Annotated in this window: 14 protein-coding genes; 2 read left to right on the top strand and 12 right to left on the bottom strand. The window is 46.4% G+C overall.

Features of this window, described 5'->3' with window-relative positions:
• Positions 1-78: 78 nt before the first annotated feature.
• The 3 genes from gltB to NSQ20_RS06660 all read right to left on the bottom strand — a co-directional run bounded on the left by gltB (position 79) and on the right by NSQ20_RS06660 (position 8,419).
• The gene (gltB, locus tag NSQ20_RS06670) at positions 79-4,677 is read right to left on the bottom strand and encodes a glutamate synthase large subunit (RefSeq protein WP_076319062.1); all 4,599 of its coding nucleotides are present in this window, start codon (positions 4,675-4,677) and stop codon (positions 79-81) included.
• Positions 4,678-5,348: 671 nt separating this feature from the next.
• On the bottom strand, positions 5,349-7,631 hold the full coding sequence (locus NSQ20_RS06665; protein WP_076319160.1) for a YhgE/Pip domain-containing protein: 2,283 nt from the start codon (positions 7,629-7,631) through the stop codon (positions 5,349-5,351).
• Positions 7,632-7,837: 206 nt separating this feature from the next.
• Positions 7,838-8,419 (bottom strand): TetR/AcrR family transcriptional regulator, encoded by a 582-nt coding sequence (locus tag NSQ20_RS06660; RefSeq protein WP_036611349.1) that lies wholly within the window; start codon positions 8,417-8,419, stop codon positions 7,838-7,840.
• 382 nt (positions 8,420-8,801) lie between these two features.
• On the opposite strand from NSQ20_RS06660, the gene NSQ20_RS06655 reads away from it, so the two are divergent.
• Complete coding sequence (locus tag NSQ20_RS06655; RefSeq protein ID WP_036611351.1) at positions 8,802-10,016, top strand: UDP-N-acetylglucosamine--LPS N-acetylglucosamine transferase; 1,215 nt, start codon at positions 8,802-8,804, stop codon at positions 10,014-10,016.
• A gap of 275 nt (positions 10,017-10,291) precedes the next feature.
• On the opposite strand, the gene NSQ20_RS06650 is transcribed toward NSQ20_RS06655, so the two are convergent.
• Together NSQ20_RS06650 and thpR are read right to left on the bottom strand one after the other, a co-directional pair.
• Positions 10,292-11,149 carry a cell wall hydrolase gene (locus NSQ20_RS06650; RefSeq protein WP_047841962.1) on the bottom strand — a complete coding sequence of 286 codons (858 nt, stop codon included), beginning with the start codon at positions 11,147-11,149 and terminating at the stop codon, positions 10,292-10,294.
• 130 nt (positions 11,150-11,279) lie between these two features.
• Positions 11,280-11,882, bottom strand: a complete 603-nt coding sequence (thpR, locus tag NSQ20_RS06645; RefSeq protein ID WP_047841961.1) for an RNA 2',3'-cyclic phosphodiesterase — start codon at positions 11,880-11,882, stop codon at positions 11,280-11,282.
• A 207-nt stretch (positions 11,883-12,089) separates the two neighbouring features.
• Here thpR and NSQ20_RS06640 point away from each other — a divergent pair, with 207 nt between their 5' ends.
• The gene (locus NSQ20_RS06640) at positions 12,090-13,046 is read left to right on the top strand and encodes a D-2-hydroxyacid dehydrogenase (protein ID WP_076319061.1); all 957 of its coding nucleotides are present in this window, start codon (positions 12,090-12,092) and stop codon (positions 13,044-13,046) included.
• A gap of 130 nt (positions 13,047-13,176) precedes the next feature.
• Here the strand turns inward: NSQ20_RS06640 and NSQ20_RS06635 are convergent, their stop codons facing one another.
• The 7 genes from NSQ20_RS06635 to NSQ20_RS06605 all read right to left on the bottom strand — a co-directional run bounded on the left by NSQ20_RS06635 (position 13,177) and on the right by NSQ20_RS06605 (position 24,939).
• Positions 13,177-14,154, bottom strand: a complete 978-nt coding sequence (locus NSQ20_RS06635) for a methyltransferase domain-containing protein (protein ID WP_340032140.1) — start codon at positions 14,152-14,154, stop codon at positions 13,177-13,179.
• A 337-nt stretch (positions 14,155-14,491) separates the two neighbouring features.
• Positions 14,492-16,204 carry a methyl-accepting chemotaxis protein gene (locus NSQ20_RS06630; protein ID WP_051449613.1) on the bottom strand — a complete coding sequence of 571 codons (1,713 nt, stop codon included), beginning with the start codon at positions 16,202-16,204 and terminating at the stop codon, positions 14,492-14,494.
• A 284-nt stretch (positions 16,205-16,488) separates the two neighbouring features.
• The gene (locus NSQ20_RS06625) at positions 16,489-17,493 is read right to left on the bottom strand and encodes an MsnO8 family LLM class oxidoreductase (protein ID WP_340033004.1); all 1,005 of its coding nucleotides are present in this window, start codon (positions 17,491-17,493) and stop codon (positions 16,489-16,491) included.
• A 42-nt stretch (positions 17,494-17,535) separates the two neighbouring features.
• Positions 17,536-18,951, bottom strand: coding sequence for a dGTP triphosphohydrolase (dgt, locus tag NSQ20_RS06620; protein WP_076209597.1), 1,416 nt, complete (start codon positions 18,949-18,951; stop codon positions 17,536-17,538).
• Between the two features lie 681 nt (positions 18,952-19,632).
• A complete protein-coding gene (gene htpG / locus NSQ20_RS06615) occupies positions 19,633-21,513 on the bottom strand; it encodes a molecular chaperone HtpG (protein ID WP_076327316.1) in 1,881 nt (626 codons plus the stop codon).
• 1,291 nt (positions 21,514-22,804) lie between these two features.
• A complete protein-coding gene (nikC, locus tag NSQ20_RS06610) occupies positions 22,805-23,704 on the bottom strand; it encodes a nickel transporter permease (protein ID WP_047841957.1) in 900 nt (299 codons plus the stop codon).
• A 230-nt stretch (positions 23,705-23,934) separates the two neighbouring features.
• Complete coding sequence (locus tag NSQ20_RS06605; RefSeq protein WP_017690144.1) at positions 23,935-24,939, bottom strand: ABC transporter permease; 1,005 nt, start codon at positions 24,937-24,939, stop codon at positions 23,935-23,937.
• Positions 24,940-25,097 lie beyond the last annotated feature (158 nt).

The following is a 25,097-nucleotide window of genomic DNA, read 5'->3' as shown; positions in this document are numbered from 1 at the left end:
CCGGAATGGCAACCATATTGCTCCTATTATTCTTAATACAACCTGTTCATGCACTTACACCTTGGAACAAGGAAGTTATTAACCTCCAGCACGTGCAAGTTCACGCATATTCGCTTCAAACGCTGCAAGCAGCGCTGCTTCTCCAGTCAAACCTGTTGCCTGAATCCGTTCGATCTGTTCTGTCATACGTTTGAAGTCCTTCGGAATAACCCGAACGAACTGATTCAGCGCATCTTGCCAGTTATCCAGAACGCGCTGACCGACAGCACTTCCTGTGTTGGCAACATGACGTTGAATCATGCCTCGCAGATCTGCACCTTCGGCCACATCTTCGATACGCTCCAAAAGAACCATTTCCAGATTACAACGTTTCAGGAATGTGCCTTCCGGATCATACACATAGGCAATACCTCCGGACATCCCTGCTGCAAAGTTACGACCTGTATCCCCCAGTACAACGACACGTCCACCTGTCATATACTCACAACCATGGTCGCCTACACCTTCAACAACTACTTTGGCGCCCGAGTTACGTACAGCAAATCGCTCACCCGCAATACCACGGATATACGCTTCGCCGCTTGTTGCTCCGTAGAGAGCCGTGTTACCGATAATGATGTTATCTTCCGCCTCAAACGTTGCTTTCGGAGAAGGCATCACGATCAGTTTACCTCCGGACAGTCCTTTACCTACGTAGTCATTGGAATCCCCTTCAACGGTCAAGGTCATACCTTTAGGTACAAAGGCCCCAAAGCTTTGTCCGGCAGAGCCGACAAATTTGAATTTAACCGTATCTTCAGGCAATCCTGCGAGTCCATATTTGCGTGTGATCTCACTACCCAAAATGGTACCTACTGCACGGTTAACGTTTGTAATTGGAAGCACCGCTTCAACCGGTTGACCGGATTCAATAGCAGACTGTGCCAGTGGCAACAATTGTTGCATATCCAGCGTTTCTTCCAATTGGTGATTCTGATGCTGTGTACGGTAACGTGCAGAGCCTTCCGGCATTTCAGGCACGTGCAACAATACAGACAGATCCACACCTTTTTTCTTCCAGTGATCTACGGCTTCTACCGTTTCGAGGCAATCTGTACGCCCGACCATCTCCTGAATAGTACGGAAACCAAGATCAGCCATGATCTCACGCACATCTTCAGCAACAAATCGCATGAAGTTAACCACATGAGCTGGATCACCCATATAATTTTTACGCAATTCCGGATTCTGTGTCGCTACACCAACCGGACAGGTATCCATCTGACAGACACGCATCATGATACAGCCAAGTGCAACGAGCGGTGCTGTAGAGAAACCATACTCTTCTGCTCCAAGCAAGGCTGCAATCGCTAGGTCACGGCCGTTAAGCATTTTGCCGTCTGTTTCGAGGACGACACGGTCACGCAGATTGTTCAGCATCAACGTTTGATGTGTCTCTGCAAGACCTAGTTCCCAAGGCATACCTGCGTGGCGAATCGAACCTTGCGGTGATGCACCTGTACCACCGTCATAACCGCTGACGAGGATAATATCAGCACGGCCTTTGGCTACACCAGCTGCGATGGTACCCACGCCCACTTCCGATACCAGCTTCACGTTAATCTCAGCACGCGGATTGGCATTTTTCAAGTCATAGATCAGCTCTGCCAGATCCTCGATCGAGTAGATATCGTGATGCGGTGGTGGCGAGATCAGACCTACACCTGGTGTTGAACCACGGACTTCAGCAACCCAAGGATACACTTTACGTCCTGGCAGCTGTCCGCCTTCACCTGGTTTAGCTCCCTGAGCCATTTTAATCTGAATCTCATCGGCATTAACCAAATAGTTGGATGTAACACCAAAACGTCCGGATGCTACCTGTTTAATCGCACTGCGACGGGAATCCCCGTTGCTATCTTTAATGAAGCGAGCCGGATCTTCTCCACCTTCACCGGTATTGGATTTACCTCCAACACGGTTCATTGCGATGGCAAGATCTTCATGCGCTTCTTTACTGATCGAACCGAAGGACATTGCACCTGTTTTGAAACGACGCATGATATCTTCTACGGATTCAACTTCTTCGAGTGGAATGGAAGCTCCCACCGGTTTCAGCTTCAGCATGGAACGAATGGTCAACAATTGATCATTCTCACCTTGCACAAGTTTGGAATATTTTTTATACAGCTTGTAATCCCCAGTGCGTACCGCGTGTTGCAGGGTATGAATGGTTTGCGGATTGAACAGATGCTCTTCTCCGTCGTTACGCCATTGATAATCCCCACCAGAATCCAATACTTTATCGTTACCGTCTTTTTCCGTAAAGGCACGGTTATGATGTGTCAACGCTTCGGCTGCCACTTCTTCCAACCCAATTCCACCGATACGGGAAGGTGTCCAGGTAAAGTAACGGTCAACGAAGTCTGATTTCAGACCTACCGCTTCGAAGATTTGAGCTCCACGATACGATTGAATCGTAGAAATCCCCATTTTGGACAACACTTTAGTAACGCCTTTGGTAGCTGCTTTAATGTAGTTTTTCACTGCTTTCTCATGCGAGATACCACGCAGCAATCCTTGCTGAATCATGTCATCCAGCGTTTCAAAGGCCAGATAAGGGTTCACCGCACTTACACCATAACCCAGCAGCAACGCGTAGTGGTGAATATCACGCGGTTCTGCCGATTCAAGCATAATGCTGACTTTGGTTCTGGTTCCCTGGCGAATCAGATGGTGATGCAGACCTGCTACAGCAAGCAATGCAGGAATGGCAGCATTCTCTGCGTCCACACCGCGGTCAGACAGGATCAGAATGTTATGACCTTTGTCGATGACACGATCTGCAGCTTCGAAGAGCAAATCCATCGCTTTGCGAAGTCCTTCTGCCCCTTCCGCAGCGGTGAAGAAGATTGGAATCGTCATGGAGCGGAAGCCTGGGCGACGCACATGGCGAATCTTCGCAAAGTCTTCATTAGACAATACCGGTGTATCCAGACGGATCTGGCGACAACTCTCCGGTTCAGGGTTCAGCAAGTTGCGCTCAGGACCAATGGTTGTTGCCGTAGACGTTACAATCTCTTCACGGATTGCATCGATTGGCGGGTTGGTTACCTGGGCGAACATCTGTTTAAAGTAGTTGTACAGACGCTGTGGACGATCGGACAGCACAGCCAGCGGTGCATCATAACCCATCGAACCCGTAGCTTCCATACCTGTTGTTGCCATCGGCTCCAGGATTTTACGTAGTTCTTCAAATGTATAACCATAAGCGAGCTGAAGCTGGGTCACGTTATCATGTTTTGGATCAGGAAGTTCCGGTGCGTCCGGCAACTCGCTCAGATCCATCAAATGCTCATCAAGCCAATCCTGATACGGATTCTCGGCTGCAATGATTGCTTTTACTTCCTCATCCGCGATGATGCGGCCTTCTTGTGTATCCACAAGCAACATCCGACCTGGACGCAGACGATCTTTGTACAGGATCTCTTCCGGCGCAATATCAAGTACTCCAACTTCGGAGGACAGGATAATACGGTCATCTTTGGTTACATAATAACGAGCTGGACGCAATCCATTACGGTCGAGTGTTGCACCAATCTGCAAACCATCTGTAAAGGCCATTGCTGCTGGTCCATCCCAAGGCTCCATCATCGTACTGTGATACTCATAAAATGCCTTTTTGGCAGGGTCCATTCCCTCATCCGTGCTCCAAGGTTCAGGAACCATCATCATGGCCACGTGTGGCAGGGAACGACCACTCAGATACAGGAACTCCAGCGTGTTATCAAACATGGCTGTATCCGAACCGTCCGGATTGATAACCGGTTTTACTTTCGCGATGTCGTTACCAAACAACTCGCTCTCGAACAAGGATTGCCGTGCATGCATCCAGTTCACGTTACCACGCATCGTATTGATCTCACCGTTGTGGATCATGAAACGATACGGGTGGGCACGTTCCCAGCTTGGGAAGGTGTTGGTACTGAAACGGGAATGCACAAGTCCAATGGCCGATTCCACGAGTTCTTCCTGCAGATCCAGATAGAACCCGCCAACTTGTTCAGTTGTCAGCATGCCTTTATATACAATTTTGCGACAAGACATGCTCGGAAGGTAGAACGAACCACCTTCTGCTTCATCTGCCGAATAACGAATAGCCAGCTCAGCGCGTCTGCGAATAACATACAGCTTACGCTCGAATCCAAGCTCATCCTTCACATCTGCGGATCTTCCAATAAACACCTGACGTACATAAGGTTTTGCTGCAAGCGCAGAACGGCCAAGCATTTCATCAAAAGTAGGAACATCCCGGAAACCCAGGAACGTCTGACCTTCTTCTTCAATAATCTTCTTAAGGCTCTCTTCATGCGCACTGCGAATGGCAGGGTCCTGGGAAAGGAACAACATCCCTACGCCATAGAATCCCTGTTCAGGCAATGCAAAACCAAGGCGTTTCGCTTCCTCTGCAAAAAAGCGATGTGGAATCTGAATCAGGATACCTGCTCCGTCACCGGAATTCGGCTCACTTCCCTGTCCTCCACGGTGTTCCATGTTACTAAGCATGGTCAGTGCCTGACTAACGATATCGTGTGAAGGTACTCCTTTGATGTTGGCAACAAAACCCATTCCGCATGCGTCTTTTTCGAACTGCGGGTCATACAGACCCTGTTTTGGAGGTAATCCGATGTGTCTCATGGAACGCAACCTTTCTATAATGAAGTATTTCGGAAAGATCAAGAACATAGGCAACAGGCAACAATGAAACGGGAGGAGCTGGCCTTTCGCTTGCGATAGAGCCTGCTAGATAGAAGAGGTGACAGCATGAGACTGTCAAAAATAATGCCTGCTATTGGGCAGAAGCCATTAAATGAGATGAGCTGATCCGGACGATCCGGCAAACAGCCTGTATAAATCAACACGCAGCCGCTGGCACGGCTACTGAAATGGAGCGACGTTTTTTTGATATAGTTCTATTATTTTAACACCGACCTAACATCAGCGCAATTTAAACTTTTTAATACCTCTGATAAGAAATGTTTTGCAGTACAGCATTACAGTAGTGACGTTTAAATTCATCTCTTTTTCGAATAATTATACACTTTTTAAGCCAGAGTACAACTGAATTAAATTGCTGACAGAAGAAAATCGTTCCATGTGCAGCCTAGGTTTATCCATAATTCCACCAAATTTTCACTGCTTAAGCCAGCGAAACTTTACTTCTCTATGCATTTGTATACAAAATAGCCTGCAACCCCTTTTTGGGGTCACAGGCTATTTGCACTATTTGACTACTATATTGCATAATTTCACTACAAGAAAATAAAGTTTTTTTCAAAAATATGACCCTGCTGAAGATCAGGTTCGACTTATGCCGTCACAACTTGACCAGAATCAGCCTGTTCGACTTCTTTTTTCGGACGTCTGCCATTCCAGAGGAAGTAAGCAAGCGTCAGCAGAATGGATACACCTGCATAGATGCTAAGAATACCTGCCTGATGCCACATCACATCCAGATTACCACTCGATACCACGGCTTTGAAGCCCATAATGCTGTGTGTCATTGGCAACCAAGGGCTAAATGCCTGAAGCCATGATGGAATCAGTTCTACAGGGAAGGTCCCTGCACTAGCCGCAAGCTGGAAGACCAGAAGCAGAATGACAACATAACGTCCAGGCAGATCCAGCCAGGTTACAAGTGCCTGAACAATCAACATGAAGGTCAGCCCCGTAATAATGGTAAACAGGTAGAACAGCCCTACGCTGTGCGTCTCCAGTCCAAGACCATATAACATGAAACTTGCCACGATAACCGATTGGAAAATACTCACGGACCCAAATACCAGTGTCCGGCTGACAAAACGATTCCAGCCTGTTGCACCAGGTACGGACGTTTCCCGCATTTTCAATACAATCGTGGAAATCAACGATCCCACAAACAGACCGATCGACAGGAAGAACGGTGTCAATCCTGTACCATAATTACTCACGTTCTCTGCTGTATTCTCCGAGGAGTTTACCGGTTCAGCGAACATGTTCACTACATCATCCGTTTTCTTAACTTCGGATGTTTTCTGTGCGGCATCATTCAGCTTGGTTTCCAATTCACTCGAGCCATCTTTTAGCTCAGTAAGGCCGTCAGCCAGTTTGCCCGCGCCATCACCCAATTGCTTGGAACCATCGGTTAGTGAACTAACGCCACCACTGAGTTTACCTACACCCGTTTGCAAAGCTGTTGTTCCTGAGCCCAGCTGCTTGGCACCATCTGCAAGCAATGTACCGCCACTTGCAGCATCACCCAATTTGCCGCTGAACTGCTTCAGACCATCGGAGAGTTTCGCTCCTCCTTGACTAAGCTGCCCTGCACCAGCCAGCAATTGTTTCTGACCATCCACCAGCTGGTTCGCACCAGCAAGAAGTTGCTCCTGACCTCCATGAAGCTCGGTTGCACCCGCAGCCAGTTGCTGGTTGCCCTGATGCAGCTGATCTGCACCTTGTGCCAGCTTCTGCTCGCTCTCATGCAGTTGTGCACTGCCATCAGCAACAGCTTCACTTGCTGCAAGCAGCTTCTGTACATCCGCATTTTCAGCCAGTTCGGGGTTCGATGCAGCAAGCTGTTTCAATCCGGCGGCTACACCCTGTGCACCATCAGCAACCTTGGAGCTGCCATCTACAGCCGATTGCAGGCCTGTTGCCAGAGTGCCACTGCCCTGAACAGCACTTTGCAGACCATCCGACAGCTTCGCACTGCCCTGTTCTGATGATTTCAGACCAGCCTGCAACTTACTTGTGCCATCCAGTGAAGACTGGAGTCCAGTTTCCAACTTGGCGCTACCATCCTTCAACTGATCTGCTCCGCTCTGAAGCTGGCTCGAAGCAGCTGCCTGAAGCTGTTGCAGACCGGATACAAGATTTGATGTTCCACTTTCAAGTTTGGTTGCCCCTGTGTGCAGCGCGTTAACACCATCACTTAATGGAGAAAGTCCTTCCTGAAGTTCAAGCGTTCCGGATGCAAGCTTCGCCAGGTTATCCTTGAGCTTAACAGCACCATCATCCAGTTTGCCTGCGCCAGTATTCAGTTCACCCGCCCCATCGCCTGCTTCAGCCAAGCCATCCGATACTTCGGAGAACTTGTCGAGCAATGTCTCTGCATAGGATTCCGTTACTTTGGCTGAGACTTTTGCTTTCAGGTCCTTAATAGCGGTCTTACCGATCTGTGCACCAACAAAGCTATAATTGCCATTCGGTTCATAGATCAGATCAGCCGGCTCCGGCTTGTCATCGAGCAATGTTGTTGCTTGGGATGAGAAGTTCTCCGGAATCGTAATTTGCATATAATATTTGTCATTATTCATGCCTTCTTTGGCTTGACTGGCACTGACAAAATCCCATTTAAAATCGGCATTTTTCTTCAACTCATCCACCAGATCACTACCTACATGGAGGGATTTGCCCTCCAACTCAGCGCCTTTGTCCAGATTAACAACGGCAACCGGCATCTCATCCACATGACCATACGGGTCCCAATAGGCCGCCAGATAGATGCCACTATACAGGATCGGTATAAACATAATTGCGATAACAGGGATCAACACCTTCGGGTTTCTCACGGCCGATCCCACATCCTTGAAAAACACGGATAAAGATTTCATGTCATTTTCTCCCCTTAATCTCTCTGCTCCATGAGCAGGAATAACCATAATGAAATACAATGTCGCATTCCAGAAAACATACTGAAACACGAAGTGACCACTTTCCTCAAACGGTCACTTCAGGACAAAAAAACAACCTGTCTTCCGACAAGCCTCCCTGCTTGATACACGTGAAAATCCTTATATTATAGTAGATTAAATTCGGATTACGTTACAGCAGCAATTCCTTCCATTAAGAAAAGGCGAAAGTAAGTCTTGATTTCCTCTTTGCTCAGCGGTTGATGTTGTTTGCTCCAGTCTGAGGTGAGTGCAATATACAGGCGAATCATCATAAATGCGACGACTTGCGGATCACAATCTCGAATCTCTCCATTGTCTTTTGCTTTCTCAAGCTCCTTAGCCAGAAAGTCGGAGATTACTTTCTCCACCTTGTCCAAACCTTCCTTGGCCTGCAGCGTTCCAAAGTCCTTCAGCTCCTGAGATAACTTAACGAGCAGATCGTGATCACGACGAAACTCCAACAAGGCATCCAGTACCCGAAACAGATTATCGAAAAATGCACTTTCCTGATGTACTTCACGATGTGCGATGTTTTTCATTTCCTGAATCACTTCTACCAGGATCTGATCAAACAATTGTTCCTTATTGGTGAAAAACGTATAGATCGTTCCTTTGCCAACGTTCGCAATCTTGGCGACCTGATCCATCGTCGTTGCTTTGTATCCAAACATGGCAAACGACTGGGCTGCTGCATGAATAACCTGCTGTCTCCTGTCAATCGGAGCCATCTAATCCCTCCTTTAATCACATTCATTGTTCAATCGCTCTACATAAATGACCAAAAATACAATTCAGTCATTCGGTCAAAAACTACAATACCACCTTCGAAAACAGATTGCAACCCTAACATTTTAAAAATTGTGTTAATATTTTTTAACCTAAATGCAGTGGAAACTCCTTCTTTCGTCGTCTATAGTGTAAGATGACTCAGATAATACGTGTATATAATGAAGTTTAGGTTGTCTCATTGTAAGATATATGGTGTAAATATTCATAGAAGAAACATGATTTTGCGCTTCAATGTATATTCATGTAGTAACGCATTCCATAGCTAGAATAAACAATGAATATCTTCATTTTGAATTAAAACTTATGAATAAAGGTGAACTCATGCGAAAACCAAGAGTGCTCTTATTATCGGAAGGTTTCGGTACCGGTCACACTCAGGCCGCTCATGCGCTGGCACATGGCATCAAAAAAGTCAGTCCACATGTTCACAGTCGTGTCATTGAACTAGGCAAATTTTTGAACCCAACGGTAGCTCCACTAATTTTCTCTGCATATCGAAAGACACTATCGGTTCAACCCAAACTGGTCAGCCTGTTGTACCGCACACAGTACAATAAATCATTAAATGGTTTTACCAAGCTGGCGTTGCACCGAATTTTCTATACACAGACGGCACAGGTCGTATCCCAACTGAAACCCGATGCGGTGATCTGTACCCATCCTTTTCCGAATGCTGTCATCTCCCGGCTTAAACGCCAGGGTCTGAATATCCCGCTCTATACGGTTGTGACGGATTATGACGTGCACGGAACATGGATTAATCCGGAAGTGAACAAATATCTGGTCTCTACCCCTCAGGTCAAAGCATTGCTTGAGATCCGGGGTGTTGATCCCTCCCATATTCAGATCACGGGAATCCCTGTGCATCCAGACTTCTGGGAAGCAGGAGATAAGGTGAAGCTACGGGAAGAGATGGGGCTTCAGAACATGCCTACAGCGCTACTTATGGGTGGTGGATGGGGACTTTCGTTTGATGAGGATCATATGAAAGCTCTCACGTCTTGGGCAGATCGTGTTCAATTGGTCTTCTGTCTAGGAAGCAATGAAAAAATGATCGCAAAAATGAAGGAAATGCCTTGCTTCCAGCATCCGAATATTCGTATTCTGGGATATACACGGGAAGTAAGTAAACTGATGGATGTATCCGATGTGCTGATTACGAAGCCAGGCGGCATGACATGCACTGAAGCGCTGGCCAAGGGTCTACCGATGTTGTTTATCCCTCCGATTGCAGGTCAAGAGGAAGAGAACTGTGAATACTTTGTACAAGCCGGATACGGCCAGGTCATTCACTCTGCCGACGTGATCACCAATCGTTTCAGACAACTAGTGGAGCAGGCATCTACTCAAACTGAAAGCCCGCTGAACGTAGCGCATCATTCAGGTAACCATTCGGTCTATGATCCGAAGTGCTGTGCTCAAGCTGTTCATGACTTATTGTTTCCGACTACAGCCGAAGTCACAACAACCTCCTTGGAGCGCTTCACAGCCGGAATTACTGCCACGTCCTTGTCTGGTACCAGAATACCATTCTGATGCCTCTACGGACCTATAGAACAGCTCTCACGAGGTGTTATTGGGGGCAAGACAATTGCTCACGATATACAAAGAAGGTTCCCTTCCGAATTTTTGGAAGGGAACCTTCTTTTATTTTCACTCATTCCACCGTATGATTTGGCAGAAAAAAGGGTAATTTAGAGTATAACGATATTTTTAAATAACGAAATAAAACTACGATTCAGGCTTTTTCAAGGGCCGTGTGAAGCACACACAGTTAACTACCCTGCCTGTTTGCAGAATTTACGGGTCGATTACTTGTAAAAAGTATGATGACCGATCGTTTTTACTTTTTTCTGCGAGCGGGCAACTGTCAGATCGTCAGCAAGCGTCAATGATAAGAAATAATACGTATCATCGGCAACTTCCTTCTTCCCATTCAACGCAGCATTCACTGCTTTGATGCTGTCCTCGTTGGGAACCACACGTTTCATACGTCCGTTCGCTACAGGACTAAACTGGGATTTCTGATGGATGACCTTGTAAATGGTATCGGGAAAATTGGCTGACCGCAGCCGGTTTAAGACAACATTGGCAACTGCCACTTTGCCTTCGTACGGTTCACCTTCCGCTTCTGCCATGACGATTTTTTGCAGCAGATGCAGTTCTTTATCGGACACACTGTATGACCAGGTTGCAAGTTTCGAGTCTTCCTGGTTCAGAAGTTTGGTCCGTGTAAAGTATAGTTTTTGGGGGGGAGTTGTTACAGCAGCGACTTCTTTGGCACGTTTCACTTTGGCCAATTTCAGTGCAGCTTCTTTTTTGGCTTTGGCCGCAGCTACCGCTCTAGCTTTGTTCTTGGCCTTGGCTTCTTGCAATTCCTGCTCTTCTTGAGCAGTCGTAAGCCAGTTCTTCGCTGGCAGAGATTCAGTCCACGCTACGGTTTGGGCAGACAGATTAGAGGACAGACTTGTCCCATCTTCCATCATGCGCCTCTCTTCTTGCGTAGATGTTTGGTTATTTTGCCCAGAAGCCGCAAGTTCGGTCATCTGTTTACTATCACTAGCTTCATTCCACTTCCCCGTCGCCTGAACGACATTTACCCCCACTATACATACAAGCAGCACTGATAACATCGGTGCTACCCAACGATTTTTGCTTATAATGTTCATTCGAAGATTCCTCCTGTCGAAACAATTCCCTTAACTAAGTAACCCAAAAAAAAGAATTTGAATAACGATGGCTAATATTACATAGGGATAAACGTTATGTCAATGTGATTTTATGGCATAAAAATGATTATCAGGAAAAAGTGAACGTATCCACGGCCTCATACATTGGCGATTGTCCCAGCCTTGTCACATAAAGTACAATGTCCTCCACCATCCATGAATTAACACCTGTGGAATGTTCCGGAAGCACTCCAGATATCCCTTTATTTTCATTACCTGGAAGCTGTCCCAGATATTTTCTGGCAATGGTAATGTGGGGAGCATAAGGTCTTAATTCAGCTTCATACCCCAGGGGCGAAGTTGCCTGCACGATTTGTTTTTGCAATGAAAACAAGTGCTCTATCTCTCCGCTAACACCTTTCCAAAGCACCTTAGGTGCTTCTTCAAGTCCAAATGTGCCCCAGTCGGAAAGCTGAAGTTCAAACGGCTGAAATCCGCTTGCTGCTGAGCGCAATGCTTTTCGCAGGTGCCCAATGTCACTAACTAACGTATCCCCCAGAAATTGCAAGGTTATATGATAATCTCTATGATCTGTCCATTTACGAAAATCTAGCTTGTTCTGTACAAGCCTCGCATCCATCTGAAGAGACTGCTGAACAGCAACAGGAAGACGAATTGCTACAAACAATCTTTCCCGTCGGGATGAATGATCCTGATGTGATTGGTTATTCATTGCATACACCTCTCTAAAGTTCGCTCTATTATTTCATAACTATACATATCGTTTCAAGTTGGGTAAGTATAGAGTGACACAAATATAACCATTTGCAAATAAGGCTAGATTCCTGCATTTCCCACCTTAATGCACATCCAACACCAAATCTGATACACTTTAATCATCAAACTCATCAAACTATTTATCTCAGGAGGACCACACATTATGGGTAAAATTGTATGTTTTCCATCTCTATCCGAAGAACAGCAACAACGAATTCAGAATACTGCACCAGGATACACCCTGAAATTCGGAAAAGCCAAGGAATTGGACCCCGCTGAGTTGAAAGAAGCTGAGATTATTCTCGGCTGGTCCCCACTCGTCACAGAACATGCATTGAAACAGGATAGCCTGTTGAAGTGGGTTCAGGTCTGGTCTGCTGGTGTGGACAATCTCCCCTTCGCAGATTTGCAACAAAAGAACGTTCAGGTCACCAGTGCAAATGGAGTTCACGCGATTCCAATCACCGAAATTATTCTGGGCATGATGTTATCCCACAGTCGCTGGCTGAGACAAGCTATGCTGCATCAACAGCAGGCCGAATGGAAAGCTCCTGCCAAACCACTGCCGGAACTGCATGGCAAAACAGCGGTCATCGTTGGTGTAGGTGAGATCGGTACGGAAACAGCCCGTATTCTTAAAGCACTCGGCATGCGCACGATCGGAGTTCGCCGCTCAGGTAAGGATGTCCCCAATGTGGACCAAATGTACGACATGACCGGTTTACATGAAGCCTTGAGCCAGGGCGATTATGTAATTAACATTTTACCGCTAACTGATGAAACCAAACATATATATGATCAAACTGCATTTGAGCAGTTCCGATCCGGTGCCTGCTTTGTCAATGTAGGCCGTGGCCCCAGTGTGAAAACGGAAGCCTTGCTGAATGCACTCCAAAACGGCCAAGTTGCCTTCGCCGCACTGGACGTGTTCGAAGAAGAACCTCTTCCTGCAGACCACCCGCTATGGGGCATGGATAACGTGTTAATTACGCCTCATATCGCAGGAAGTACAGAGCAATACGCGGATCGAGCAGTCGATATTTTCGTCAAAAATCTGGAAGCTTACGTCGCTGGCGATACCCTGCCGGTGAACCTTGTGGATTATAGTCATAAATATTAACACAAACACCCGTTCCCATGCAATATTGTGCAAATCATATCAACGATATCAATTGATATGTACGCAATAAAAACCGCTACCTCTGGGAAATCTAAATTCCCTTAGAGGTAGCGGTTTTGTTTTTTCACGCTTACATGCACAGCCAAATATGACGTATAAACGTGCCTTTGTGTACTGTTCGGTACTCTTTTACCGTCCATCCCGCTTCCAACAAGTGCTCTTCTACGCACTCTGTGGAAACAATCACTGCCCGTTTTGCCAATCTGCGCAAACTCTCCAGCATGGCTCGTTGCTCAGCATCCGGAAGTACAGAGCAGAGATTATAGGGCATGTCCAGAATTGCTGCATCATACAAATCTTGCAGTTCATTCATATCCCCCAGTGTGATTCGATCCGAATCATATCCATAATGCGGCAGATTGATACGTGCACCTCGGACAGCCAGAGGATTGAGATCGTTACCTTTTGCATCAATTCCCATGGATAAAGCCTCAATCACAACCGTTCCCATACCACAGCATGGATCAAGCAAGCGATGATTTTCTACTCTCGGAACAGCAATATTAACCAGCGCTCTCGCAAGCGTGATGCCAAATCCAGTTGAGTAATTTTGCGGCTTCTGCCGATGAATCTGCCATGATCGATCCGCTTCTGTCCACTGGCCCAAGATCCATTTTTCTCCTGTTCGGATTAGGCCGAAAGTCACCTTAGGTTGTTTCATCTGTGCCTTGCCTTTAATACACATACCAACTTCTTTTTCCAGTTGACGAGACTGTGCATAATCAGGGGCTTGATCCCCTTCTTTCAGACAAACTACCTTAAATGTCTCTTCTGGCAACAGATGAATATCTCTGGCAAAAGGAAGCAGATCAGTCATGCTGCTCCCTTCGCCGATCACGTCCAGTCTCCCATGGATAAAAGGACTGCGTCCAGGTGGAATACATCGTTCAGACCACACATACGACCCCATATCCATACGGATCTCCAAACTCGGTTCAAGCAGCGTATTCAGCTCCAACATGCATAATTCTTGCTCGTTCTCGTGGCAAGCAAAGGTGTAGAGGTGTTTCCCAGAAGTAGCGTAAATACCAAGTGTTTCATCAGGCAAAATCCCCCTCTCCTTCCTTCATTAATCATGTTTCTTCTATATAAATAGTAAGCTCATTGAAGACATATCAAATACGACTCATACGTTTGCTTTCAGGTAGTCATTGTATACAATGTTAGGCTCCTAGACAACTATCCATTTCCTTGCACGTATCTATTTGGAAGAAAAAAAATAAGGTGTTCCCATTGTTGAGGAACGCCTTACTTTATTTTGAGATTATAACATTGGAAATCTAATCGTCCTTGCCAGTAAACGTTATAGGCCAACAGCTCATATATCATACTGATTTCTCACCATTAGCGCCTGCGTGATTCCAGCTTCTTCTATTATAAGAAGGTTATATTTTTAATTTTTCAATGGATGTAAGCAAATCTTCCGATAATTCTTTCAGACTTTGAATGTTGCCGCTAATCGTTTCCATAGAACTTACTTGCTCTTCCGCCGATGCAGAAACTTCTTCCACACTCGCTGCCGATTGTTCCGAAACAGCGGAAATCTGCTGACTGAAATCATTCATTCTTCCGCTTGCTTCCTGCATGCCTGCGAGACCATCTGTCATGGTGCCGATGACACCAACCATGCCTTCCACCGATTCATTAATTGTACGGAAGAGTTGACCTGAAGTAAGCACATGTTCCTGACCCAGTTCGGTCTCCTGAACGTTCGTACGTAATTCCGCAACCACCCCTTGTGACTCCTGCTGAATATCCTCGGTAATCGCCGTGATCTCTTCAACCGAAGTCTGCACAGCCTCAGATAACTTCCTCACTTCTGATGCCACTACGGCGAATCCGCGTCCACTCTCTCCCGCACGAGCTGCCTCAATGGAGGCATTTAATGCCAGCAGATTGGTTTGGCGTGCAATGTCATGAATGACTTGAACCAGCTTGGAAATATCTTCATTTTTACGATTCAACCGTTCCATTTTGTCCATGGAAGCCGAGACCGAGCCGGAAATCTGTTGCATCTGCTGCACCGACTGTTCCATCACCTTGCGACCATTCAGCCCTTGTTCCAGTACACGATCCGACATGACGCGCAACTGGCTGCCTTGTTCCGTATGACTCTGAATGTGATCATTCAACACTTCAACCGTACGAGCTGATTCCACGGCTGTCTCTGCCTGGCTCTCTGCGGCCTTGGCTGACTCTTCCATTGTCACAGCAATCTGGCGACTACCAATCTTAACCTCTTCTGAGGATATTGCCAGTTCCCCACTTTGTAGATTAACAGCTTCCGCAATTCGTCTGACGCTCAGAACCATGGAAGTCAGGTTACCTTTCATGTCATTCACCGCTTTGGCCAGAACACCAACTTCATCCTCATGTTTGGTATGTATGTCCTGAACATTCAATTGGCCTTCTGCAATCAGTTTCACCGCACTAATGACACGTAGCAGTGGTTTCACGACCTGTGAACGAATAATCGGAATGCTGATCGCTGTAATGGCAATCATGACAAGAACACCGATAATGATGATTAATCTACCATCCTGTACTGATCTGATCGTTTGGGCCGCCGCAAGATTGGATTGTTCCTGATTGTATTCCACAAGATAATCAAGATCGACTTGCATGGTGTCAAAGGAATCAGCACCTTTATCAGCTACTTCCTTCGCCAGCTGTGTCTGACCCTCATCACTCAGCTTGATCGATTGCGTATTAATCTTGAGATACGCTTCCCATTTGTTCTTGAACGCATTCCAGTGTTCGAGCTCTTCCGCAGACTTCTCCTGCTGATCATAGATTTTAATCGCCTGCGTCGTTTCACGAATATACTTGGTACGCTCTTCTGACAAAAATGCCTTGTCTGTTTCATCCGCATCAAAGTGACGATAACTTAGTGACAGAACATGTTCTGTGGTATAATTTAACCGGTTAATTTGCTGGATTGATGGCATCCAATTGTTCGTAATTTCATTCGTGTTGGTTTCAATTGAATTCATCCGGGTGACAATCGTGACACTCAAAATAATTAAACAGAGGATTAACAAGTAGAACGCGATGCTGATACGCAGACCGATACTCTTGATCTTGAATCTGCTGAACATATGATTTCCCCCTTGACCTCTTCGGTCATCCCGAATTCAGGTGCTTATGTCATTGTTTTCCCTTCTTTTGACCTCTTGTCAAAAGAACTTCTCTATATTATATCGATAGGAAAATAGACGTAAAGTATTATAACATTATTTTGTCATTAAGATGCTTGGTTTTGTAAAAGATTGTTGAATCTTGACAAAGTCCAAACCGAAGAGCTGCAGCATACGGTAAAGTCCCGATCTGCAGCTCTTCGGTTTGTTCGGATTTCAACGGCTAACATCATAAAATGATCAGCCTAGTTCAGTATTGCCGTCTTATGCTCAGCCAGCAATCGATATGAATCCAACCTGCGCTCATAATCTGGTCCTGTCGTAACCAGAAGCAACCTTTCCGTATCCAGCCTTCGACTCACCTCTTTTAATCGAGCCCATACCTGCTCAGGTGTACCTGCATAGTGCCGTACCGATTCATTTTGATCACTAACGGCTTCATCATTCGTATTAGAGACCGCGGTACCACTTGAATTCGGCTCAGTTGAATTTTCTTTCCCATTCAGCTTACGCCTCTCCGCCATGTCACGACTCCAATCCAAAGCATCCGTCTCTGACTCGGCACACAATACGCTGACTGCCACCATAACCTCAGGCTCCTTCATCGTTGCACTAGGCATAAATCCTTCTCGGTATCGCCTTACAGCCTCTGTACCATCGGCATCACTCATGAATTGACCAAAAACATACCCCATGCCAAACCGTGCCGCAAATTCTGCACTCTTCACGTTAGTTCCCAACATCCAGAGTGATAACGGAAGCTTGGGAATCGGACGAGCTGTCACGGGATGATCCTCATACATGTAGCGGTCTTCGAGCAGTTCTGTGAGTGCTGCGAGTGATTCAGGCAGCTTGGACACATGTTGCAAATAATTGCCACTGAGTGCCATCGTGGCATGAGGTCCACCGCCAGGAGCACGTCCGAGCCCAAGCTCAATGCGCCCCGGATAGAGCGCAGCCAGCAGGCGGAACGACTCCGCAACCTTGAGCGGGCTATAATGCGGCAACAAGACCGCACCAGAGCCAAGTTGGATCGTTGTTGTCCTTGCTCCGATGTGCGATAACAGTACTTCAGGAGAGGCCGAGGCCAGTTCAGCCATATCATGATGCTCTGACGTCCAGTATCGGGCGTATCCCCAAGCCTCGGCATGTTGCGCAAGTGTCACCGATTGTTGAAGCGCCTGTTCCGCTGTGGCATCGTCTAACCTTGGAACAAGGTCAAGTACGCCCAGACTGAACGTCTCACTCATTCGCTTAGCCACGCGTCTCATCTCCCTTTATATCGGTTAATTTTAATCCAGATCGTAGATCGAACCCACCTTCAGACCGTAGAGTTCATTATATATTTTCTCGGCAAATGCATCCGTCATTCCTGCGATATAATCGATCACCATGTGTTCCCAAGTCCAGATCGGCTGGGCTTTGGCTTGATCCTTCTCATACCGCTGCAGCCAGTCGGATGGAATAATGGATTTGGACGTTTCCGGATCGAGGAATGCATCCCATAATCGCTTAATCATCCACTCACTGCGCTTCTGTAGCCGCTGCACACGCAGGTCACGAATCATGGTTACCCAGGCAAAACTTTTGAGCACACTCACCGTACGCAGCATATCGAGGTCTTCAGCCCCTTCACGGACAAAAGTTACCTTCTTCCAGTCGCCGTCGTCAATAACGCCCAGGCTTCCTACAAAAAAGCTCACCCAGTAGGCCTTCACCTCACGGCGGGTACGCGAGTAATCATGCTCGCAGAACGGCATCTTTTCATTCCAGATGCGCAGGAACGAAGCGAGGACCTCTTCTACCTTTTGCCCAATCGCTTCTCGGGTCCATCCGTTCCAAAACAGATCCTCCAGCGTTGTAATTTTATCCACAATCAGTCGATTCACATGCGGATCTTGCAAAAAATGCTCATGTACTTCAATTTTGCCTGCTTTGATGCCATCCTCCAGGTCATGTGAGGAGTACGCAATATCATCGCAAAGGTCCATCAACTGTGCTTCCAGCGTCTTCTTGCCTGCCGGCACGTTCCAGCGATCACGGATCTCCCGAATATATTGCCACTCATGATGATACATGCCTTTTTTGCTCTCTGTCCCAGGGTACGGATATTTGTTGATTCCTAGTAACACCGCATCAGACAGATTCAGGCCGTCGATATCTTCACGTTTCTCCAAGTGCATAATGAGACGGAAGTTGTGCGCATTGCCTTCAAAATGCTCGTATTTCCGTTTTAACTCAGCACGTACTTCAGACTCGACCTTTGGAACTTTGGCGCTGCGGCTTTTTTTCATGATTTTCTTAGCCTCGGTGTTAATGAGGTCATCCAGAATACCATCCAATACTTCTTCACCTTTATGTCCAAAAGGCGGGTGACCGAAGTCATGTGCGATTGCAGCGCACTCCACCACTTCTGAATCAATAATAAGGCCGGGGTTGTCCGCGCGGTCCCAGTCCACCTCGGGAAAACGGCGAATCAGACTTCGGGCAGCCTCTCGTGCAATCTGTGCCACCTCTAGGGAATGGGTCAAGCGAGTACGATAATAATCACCCGTTCCTGCGCCAAACACCTGCGATTTGCCCTGTAACCGACGGAAGGTCGGTGAATGAATGAGTCTCGAATAGTCCCGTTCATACGCTGCACGAGATCCATCCAATTTGGTTAATTCAGGATATTGTCTATGTTCTCTCAGATCGTTCCATTGCATGGGGATCACTCCTAGCCGACTGTCTCTATTTTGAGTGATTATACACAACATCTGTGGTTTCGAAAAGTAAAACCTGTCTGCGATTGTCATCTCTTCTTACATCAACTTGTAATGAACAGTCATCTTCTCTTATTATACCCTGCCAGACTATCATCCGTGCATCTAAATGATAATGATTCATATTGAACTCATTATTCACATATGCTCGCTCCATAGCAGAACAACCATAAGTACTTACTGTGCCACCAGGTGGCCGTTCCGGTTACGGATCGTTCTTCTGATCGCTGTTGTCTCCAGGTTTTCTGAATTCCCTTTATTAAGGGAAAAACCCGGAGACAAAGGCGAGCGCTTCGCTTCTTCAGAATCGATTCCGTCCCCTTCACTACTTTTGCGTCCTTAAAATACATAATGGTATTCATCATCCAGCTCGCTAAAATCGAGTGAAAATCAAGTTCAATTTAGAAAATATCATCATTTGTTTCAATGATAGTATGCCTCCCCTGCACCCTCCCCGTTGTGGGTAAAAAACAAAAACCGACAGGACGGAAATGCCCTGTCGGATGAATATGGTGGATGCAGCGTTGCGATTTAGCTACTAAACTTAATGTTCACGCAGTCTACTCTTGAAGCTACATGAACTTTTGCATCAAGGATATTATCGCACCCTTGTACGAAGGATTTTCACACCATAACCTTACAGATATCGTTAGTGAACTCTACTGGATCTTGAATTGGCAACCCCTCGATCAGCAATGCTTGGTGGTACAGGAGGCTAGTGTAGAGGTTCAGCTTTTCCTGATCCTGAGCGAAAGCGTCTTTCAACGATTTGAAGACATCGTGATTTACGTTGATTTCGAGCACTTTGTCTGCTTGTACGTTTTCGCTGTTCGGCATAGCTTTCAGGATTTTCTCCATTTCAATCGTCAGTTCACCTTCGGTGGACAAACATACCGGGTGGCTTCTGAGGCGTTTGGAAGCTTTAACCGCTTTGACTTTACCTGCCAATTGAGCTTGCATCGCTTCAAACAACTCTTTGTTGTCGTTGTCCTGTGCGTCCGTTTCTTCTTTGTCTGCGCTATCTTCGATGCCCAGGTCACCACTGGAGATGGATTTGAATTCTTTCTCCTTGTAGTTCGTGATCATCTTGATTGCAAACTCGTCGATGTCATCGGTAAAGTACAATACTTCGTACCCTTTTTCAAGAACACCCTCGATCTGCGGCAGCTTCTCAATACGGCTAATGGACTCACCAGATGCATAGTAGATGTACTTCTGATCTTCCGGCATTCTGGAGACGTATTCGTCCAGGCTCACGAGTTTGCTCTCTTTGGAAGACGTGAACAACAGCAGATCCTGCAATGTATCCTTGTTCACACCATAATCGCTGTATACGCCATATTTCAACTGACGACCAAACGCTTGGTAGAACTTCTCGTAGTTCTCACGCTCGTCCTTCAGCAGGCTTTGCAGTTGACTCTTGATTTTGTTCTTAATGTTCTTTGCGATCAGGCTAAGCTGACGGTCATGTTGCAACATCTCACGAGAGATGTTCAGGGACAGATCCTCGGAATCCACCATACCTTTAACAAATCCAAAGTAATCTGGCAACAGATCACCGCATTTATCCATGATCAATACACCGTTGGAGTAGAGTTCAAGGCCTTTTTCATACTCTTTCGTATAGTAATCAAACGGCGTATTCTCCGGAATGAACAGGATTGCATTGTATACCACAGCGCCATCTGCGCTAATATGCAAGTGTTTAAGCGGTTTGTCAAAACCGTAGCGTTTTTCCATATAGAAGTTCGTGTAGTCTTCTTCGGTCAGTTCGCTTTTATTTTTACGCCAGATCGGCACCATGCTGTTCACGGTTTGTTCTTCTTGGTATTCCTCGAACTCGTTCTCCGTGCCCTCTTTTGGACGTTGACCCGTTACATCCATCTTGATTGGGTAGCGAATGAAGTCGGAGTATTTCTTGATGATGGATCTCAAGCGGTACTCTTCCAAAAATTCGTCATATGAATCTTCTTCAGTATTTTCTTTGATCGTCAGGACGATCTCTGTACCTACTGAATCTTTCTCAGCTGGTGTGATCGTGTAACCATCCGCGCCTTCGGACTCCCATTTCCAAGCCTCGTCGCTGCCCAGCGTTTTACTTGTTACGGTCAGCTTGTCCGCCACCATAAATGCCGAGTAGAAACCTACCCCGAATTGTCCGATGATGTTGTGACCGTCTTTAGCCTCATTTTCCTTCTTGAACGCCAGGGAACCACTCTTCGCGATAACCCCCAGGTTGTTCTCCAGCTCTTCCTGCGTCATCCCGATTCCGGTATCCGTCAGTGTGAGCGTGCGGTTTTCTTTGTCAATCGTGAGCTTGATGAAGTAGTCCTCTTTGTTGAAAACGAGCGAATCGTCGGTAAGTGCTCTGTAATAAATTTTATCAATGGCGTCACTGGAGTTGGAGATCAATTCTCTCAAAAAGATTTCTCTTTGGGTGTAAATGGAGTTGATCATCATATCCAGCAAACGTTTGGATTCTGCCTGGAATTCTTTTTTAGCCATGAGTGGTTGGACTCCTTTCAAATTGGGATATCGAATGATTTGATTGAAAATAGAAAGCAACTGAGATAATCCTGCGGCCATTAGTAGACTCAAAAACCTTTGATCGCTCTAGTCCACAGATATTGTGATTCACTTCTAACTGGCTCATTGTAAAAATAAGTGCACGACGTTCTGCAATGTAGCCGTTCCGGTTACGAATCGTTTTTCGGATCGCTGTTATCCCCGTATTTCTTTGATTCCCTTTTTAAAAGGGAGAAATCCGGTGATAAAGGCGAACGCTCTGCTTCCTCCAAATCGATTTCGTCCCCTGCACTACTTTTGCATCTGATCAGCGACTGATTTTTTAGGATAAAGGACATCAATGAAGTGATATCTCTTAAACGTGGAATCTTGCTTCAAGTCTGTTGCATACCTTGGCTTCGCATGTTCTACTCAGGTTCAATATCTATTTTCAAAATCAGAATCATTCCATATGTAAGCTTATAGTAAAAACATCATCTGTTAGCACTCTAATGATCGGAGTGCTAAACCCTTCCTTTTATATAACATATGGGAAAATTGGGTGTCAATACGTATGCGGTTATTTTAACTAAAAGATCGAATAACTCTTTAACTTTTGCACATCACCAATCATTTTACCGTAATCCCGCAGGTAAAACAAAAGCCGACCCGAACCAGAGTTCGAACCGGCATAGTGAAAGATTGTAATGTCTCTGTTGCTGTAGTAGATAGCGTTAAAACATATCCATCTAATGTACCTTGGAGTATCCTCGGCCTTACTGTGTTGAGACTGACGTATATTGTATGGGTATTTTGGTATTTTGGTATGTTGGTATTGTGGTTGCTTGAATGTCTTGAGCAGCATGACAGTCACGCGCTAACGAATCTCAGAGGCGTTAATTGGCCTTTTTGAGATGACTTCATAATCTAACGAATTGTAGACACGCTATTTCTCGACTTTAGCCAACCTTTCGAGACTTTCCGCAGGTTTTCGCAAAATAACGCGTGTGAGGTTCGTTAGACTGGGAAATTGGCTGGAAATCGTACAATAAGGTCCCCCGGGTTCGTTAGAGTTGAAGCAAAAGATGGCCGTTACGGTTTGAGATAGGATTGTGATAAAAATTAGTGCTTACGGTTAGTGTTAACGTTGCCTTTGGCACGCATGCTGCGTTACAGAAAAAGTTAGGCTTGCAGAGTTAGAGTTTCAATCAAAATTGCAGTCTGAGTTCGAGCTTGGGTTACAAGTTACGGTCACGGTCAGAGTTACGGTTTGAGTTTGAGTTTGATAATTCTACTTTTTGGCCATTTTCGGATCAAGGGTGTCGCGCAGGCCATCGCCCATTAGGTTGAAGCCGAGAACGGTCAACATGATGGAAACGCCGGGGAAGATCAGTGTCCACGGTGCTTTTTGTATAAACTGACGGGAGTCCGACAGCATTTTACCCCATTCGGGGTCGGGTGGTTGTGCACCCATGCCTAGAAATCCGAGTGCAGCAGCTTCGATGATCGCAGTCCCAATTCCGAGTGTACCTTGCACGATCAGAGGAGTAAGGCTGTTGGGCAAGATGTGGCGAAACAAGATTCGCCCATTGCCCGCTCCAAGTGTCCGTGCCGACGTAATGAATTCCTCCTGTCTCAAGCTGAGTACCCGTGAACGCACCAATCTTCCGTAGGTCGGGATGTTCACGATGGCAATGGCGAGCAGTGCATTTTGCAAAGACGGGCCCAATATCGCCACAATGGCGATGGCCAGCAAAATCCCCGGAAAGGCGAGCAAGATATCAAATAGACGCGAGATAAGCATGTCCGCCCATCTTCCATAAAATCCGGCAATGAGACCAAGCAGCGTACCCGCGATAATGGAACCAATGACGGAGAAAAAGCCCACCCACAAGGAAATACGCGCCCCATGCAGCACTCTGGAAAACACGTCACGCCCCAGATCATCGGTACCAAACCAATGCTCTGCCGAAGGGGACTGAAGCCGATCCACCAGCACCTGTTCCTTGTAATCGTAAGGTGCGATGTATGGCGCGAGGAAGGCCAACAGGATAAAAAATACGATAATGATCAAACCCGCAAGCGCAAGCCGATTTCTCCGAAACGTTCTCCACGCTTCCCGCCATGGACCGGATGTGCTCGCCGACGCAGCGTCAATGGATGGTCCGGTATTGGTCGATAATTTGGCCATGCGGTGTCTCCTTTCTTGAACATGAATATAACAAAAGATCAACGCGTTCTATTACACTCAAGCCCTACGATTACAGTATCATCTTCTGATCGCTGTTATCCCCAGATTATATTGATCCACCTATTTAAAGGTGAAAATATGGTGATTCATGCGTAGCCTATGCTTCCGATGTAGCTTTCTTTTAGAAAGTTTTTAGCTTCGATTCTGCAGATTGGTTCTTGATGGAGTTCCTATTTATAACTAATCCGCGGATCGAACACGGCGTAGAGCAAGTCCACAATCAGGTTGATCACCACGAAAAAGAACGCCACGATCAGAATGCCACTCTGGATCACCGGATAGTCCCGTGAACTAATTGCTTCATATATATAACGTCCCACGCCAGGCCAAGCAAAGATCGTCTCGGTCAACACCGCACCCCCGAGCAACGATCCGGTCTGGATGCCGATAACCGTAAGCACGGGTATAAACGCATTTTTGAGCGCATGTCCATATACGACAAAAAACGGACCCAGTCCCTTCGCCTTTGCTGTACGAATGTAATCGGAACTCATCACTTCCAGCATGCTGGAACGGGTCATCCGGGCAATAACAGCCATTGGAATCGTTCCCAGTGCAACACTTGGCAGAATCAAATGTTTCGTTACGGTCCACAACTGATTCCATTGTCCAGCAATCATCGTATCCAGCACATACAAGCCCGTAATGGCTTCCACCGGATCACGTGCATTCATGCGTCCAATGGACGGCAGCCACTGTAACTTGTTCGCAAACAGCCATTGTTCCATCAGACCGAGCCAGAAGATCGGCATGGATACACCCACCAAAGCAATGACCATACAGCAATAATCAAACCAGGAGTTGTGCTTCCATGCACTGACAATCCCGGCATTCACCCCAATAATGACAGCAAACAACATACTTGCCATCGTTAACTCAAGTGTTGCTGTCAGATAAGGCACAATTTCCTGGGCAATAGGCACCTTGGTGCGGATGGATGTTCCCAGGTCACCTTTGAGCAAATCGCCCAAGTAGGCGAAATATTGCTGGAACCAGGGTTTATCCAGACCTAGCTGGTCACGAAGGGCCTGCTTGGATTGTTCAGTTGCCTTTTGCCCAAGTATGGTCTCGGCCGGATCACCCGGAATCGCGTGGATGATGGAAAAAACAATCAGGGTCATGCCCAGCAGTACGGGCAGCAACACAAGCACACGTTTGACAATATAGCTGTTCAATCCTGTTCACCTGCCTTCGACATATCGTGCAAAATAAAAAGCGCCGGCAAAAACGCATGCTTTGGATAGTTACGTCCGGATGTGGGTTCTGCCAAGCATTTCGTCTAACCAGCGCTTTGTATGAAAGAATTAAAACGTAATCACTCCGAACTGTAGTG

It is taken from the genome of Paenibacillus sp. FSL K6-1122 (genome assembly GCF_037977015.1).
Lineage (GTDB): Bacteria > Bacillota > Bacilli > Paenibacillales > Paenibacillaceae > Paenibacillus > Paenibacillus amylolyticus.
This window is presented reverse-complemented; position numbering and strand designations above follow the sequence as displayed.

Excerpts from the sequence above, each read along its gene's own strand:
- NSQ20_RS06640 (WP_076319061.1), top strand. The coding sequence starts at position 12,090 with ATGGGTAAAATTGTATGTTTTCCATCTCTATCCGAAGAACAGCAACAA.
- NSQ20_RS06650 (WP_047841962.1), bottom strand. The coding sequence starts at position 11,149 with ATGAACATTATAAGCAAAAATCGTTGGGTAGCACCGATGTTATCAGTG.
- NSQ20_RS06625 (WP_340033004.1), bottom strand. The coding sequence starts at position 17,493 with ATGAGTGAGACGTTCAGTCTGGGCGTACTTGACCTTGTTCCAAGGTTA.
- NSQ20_RS06665 (WP_076319160.1), bottom strand. The coding sequence starts at position 7,631 with ATGAAATCTTTATCCGTGTTTTTCAAGGATGTGGGATCGGCCGTGAGA.
- NSQ20_RS06630 (WP_051449613.1), bottom strand. The coding sequence starts at position 16,204 with ATGTTCAGCAGATTCAAGATCAAGAGTATCGGTCTGCGTATCAGCATC.
- dgt (WP_076209597.1), bottom strand. The coding sequence starts at position 18,951 with ATGCAATGGAACGATCTGAGAGAACATAGACAATATCCTGAATTAACC.
- thpR (WP_047841961.1), bottom strand. The coding sequence starts at position 11,882 with ATGAATAACCAATCACATCAGGATCATTCATCCCGACGGGAAAGATTG.
- htpG (WP_076327316.1), bottom strand. The coding sequence starts at position 21,513 with ATGGCTAAAAAAGAATTCCAGGCAGAATCCAAACGTTTGCTGGATATG.
- gltB (WP_076319062.1), bottom strand. The coding sequence starts at position 4,677 with ATGAGACACATCGGATTACCTCCAAAACAGGGTCTGTATGACCCGCAG.
- NSQ20_RS06655 (WP_036611351.1), top strand. The coding sequence starts at position 8,802 with ATGCGAAAACCAAGAGTGCTCTTATTATCGGAAGGTTTCGGTACCGGT.
- nikC (WP_047841957.1), bottom strand. The coding sequence starts at position 23,704 with ATGGCCAAATTATCGACCAATACCGGACCATCCATTGACGCTGCGTCG.
- NSQ20_RS06660 (WP_036611349.1), bottom strand. The coding sequence starts at position 8,419 with ATGGCTCCGATTGACAGGAGACAGCAGGTTATTCATGCAGCAGCCCAG.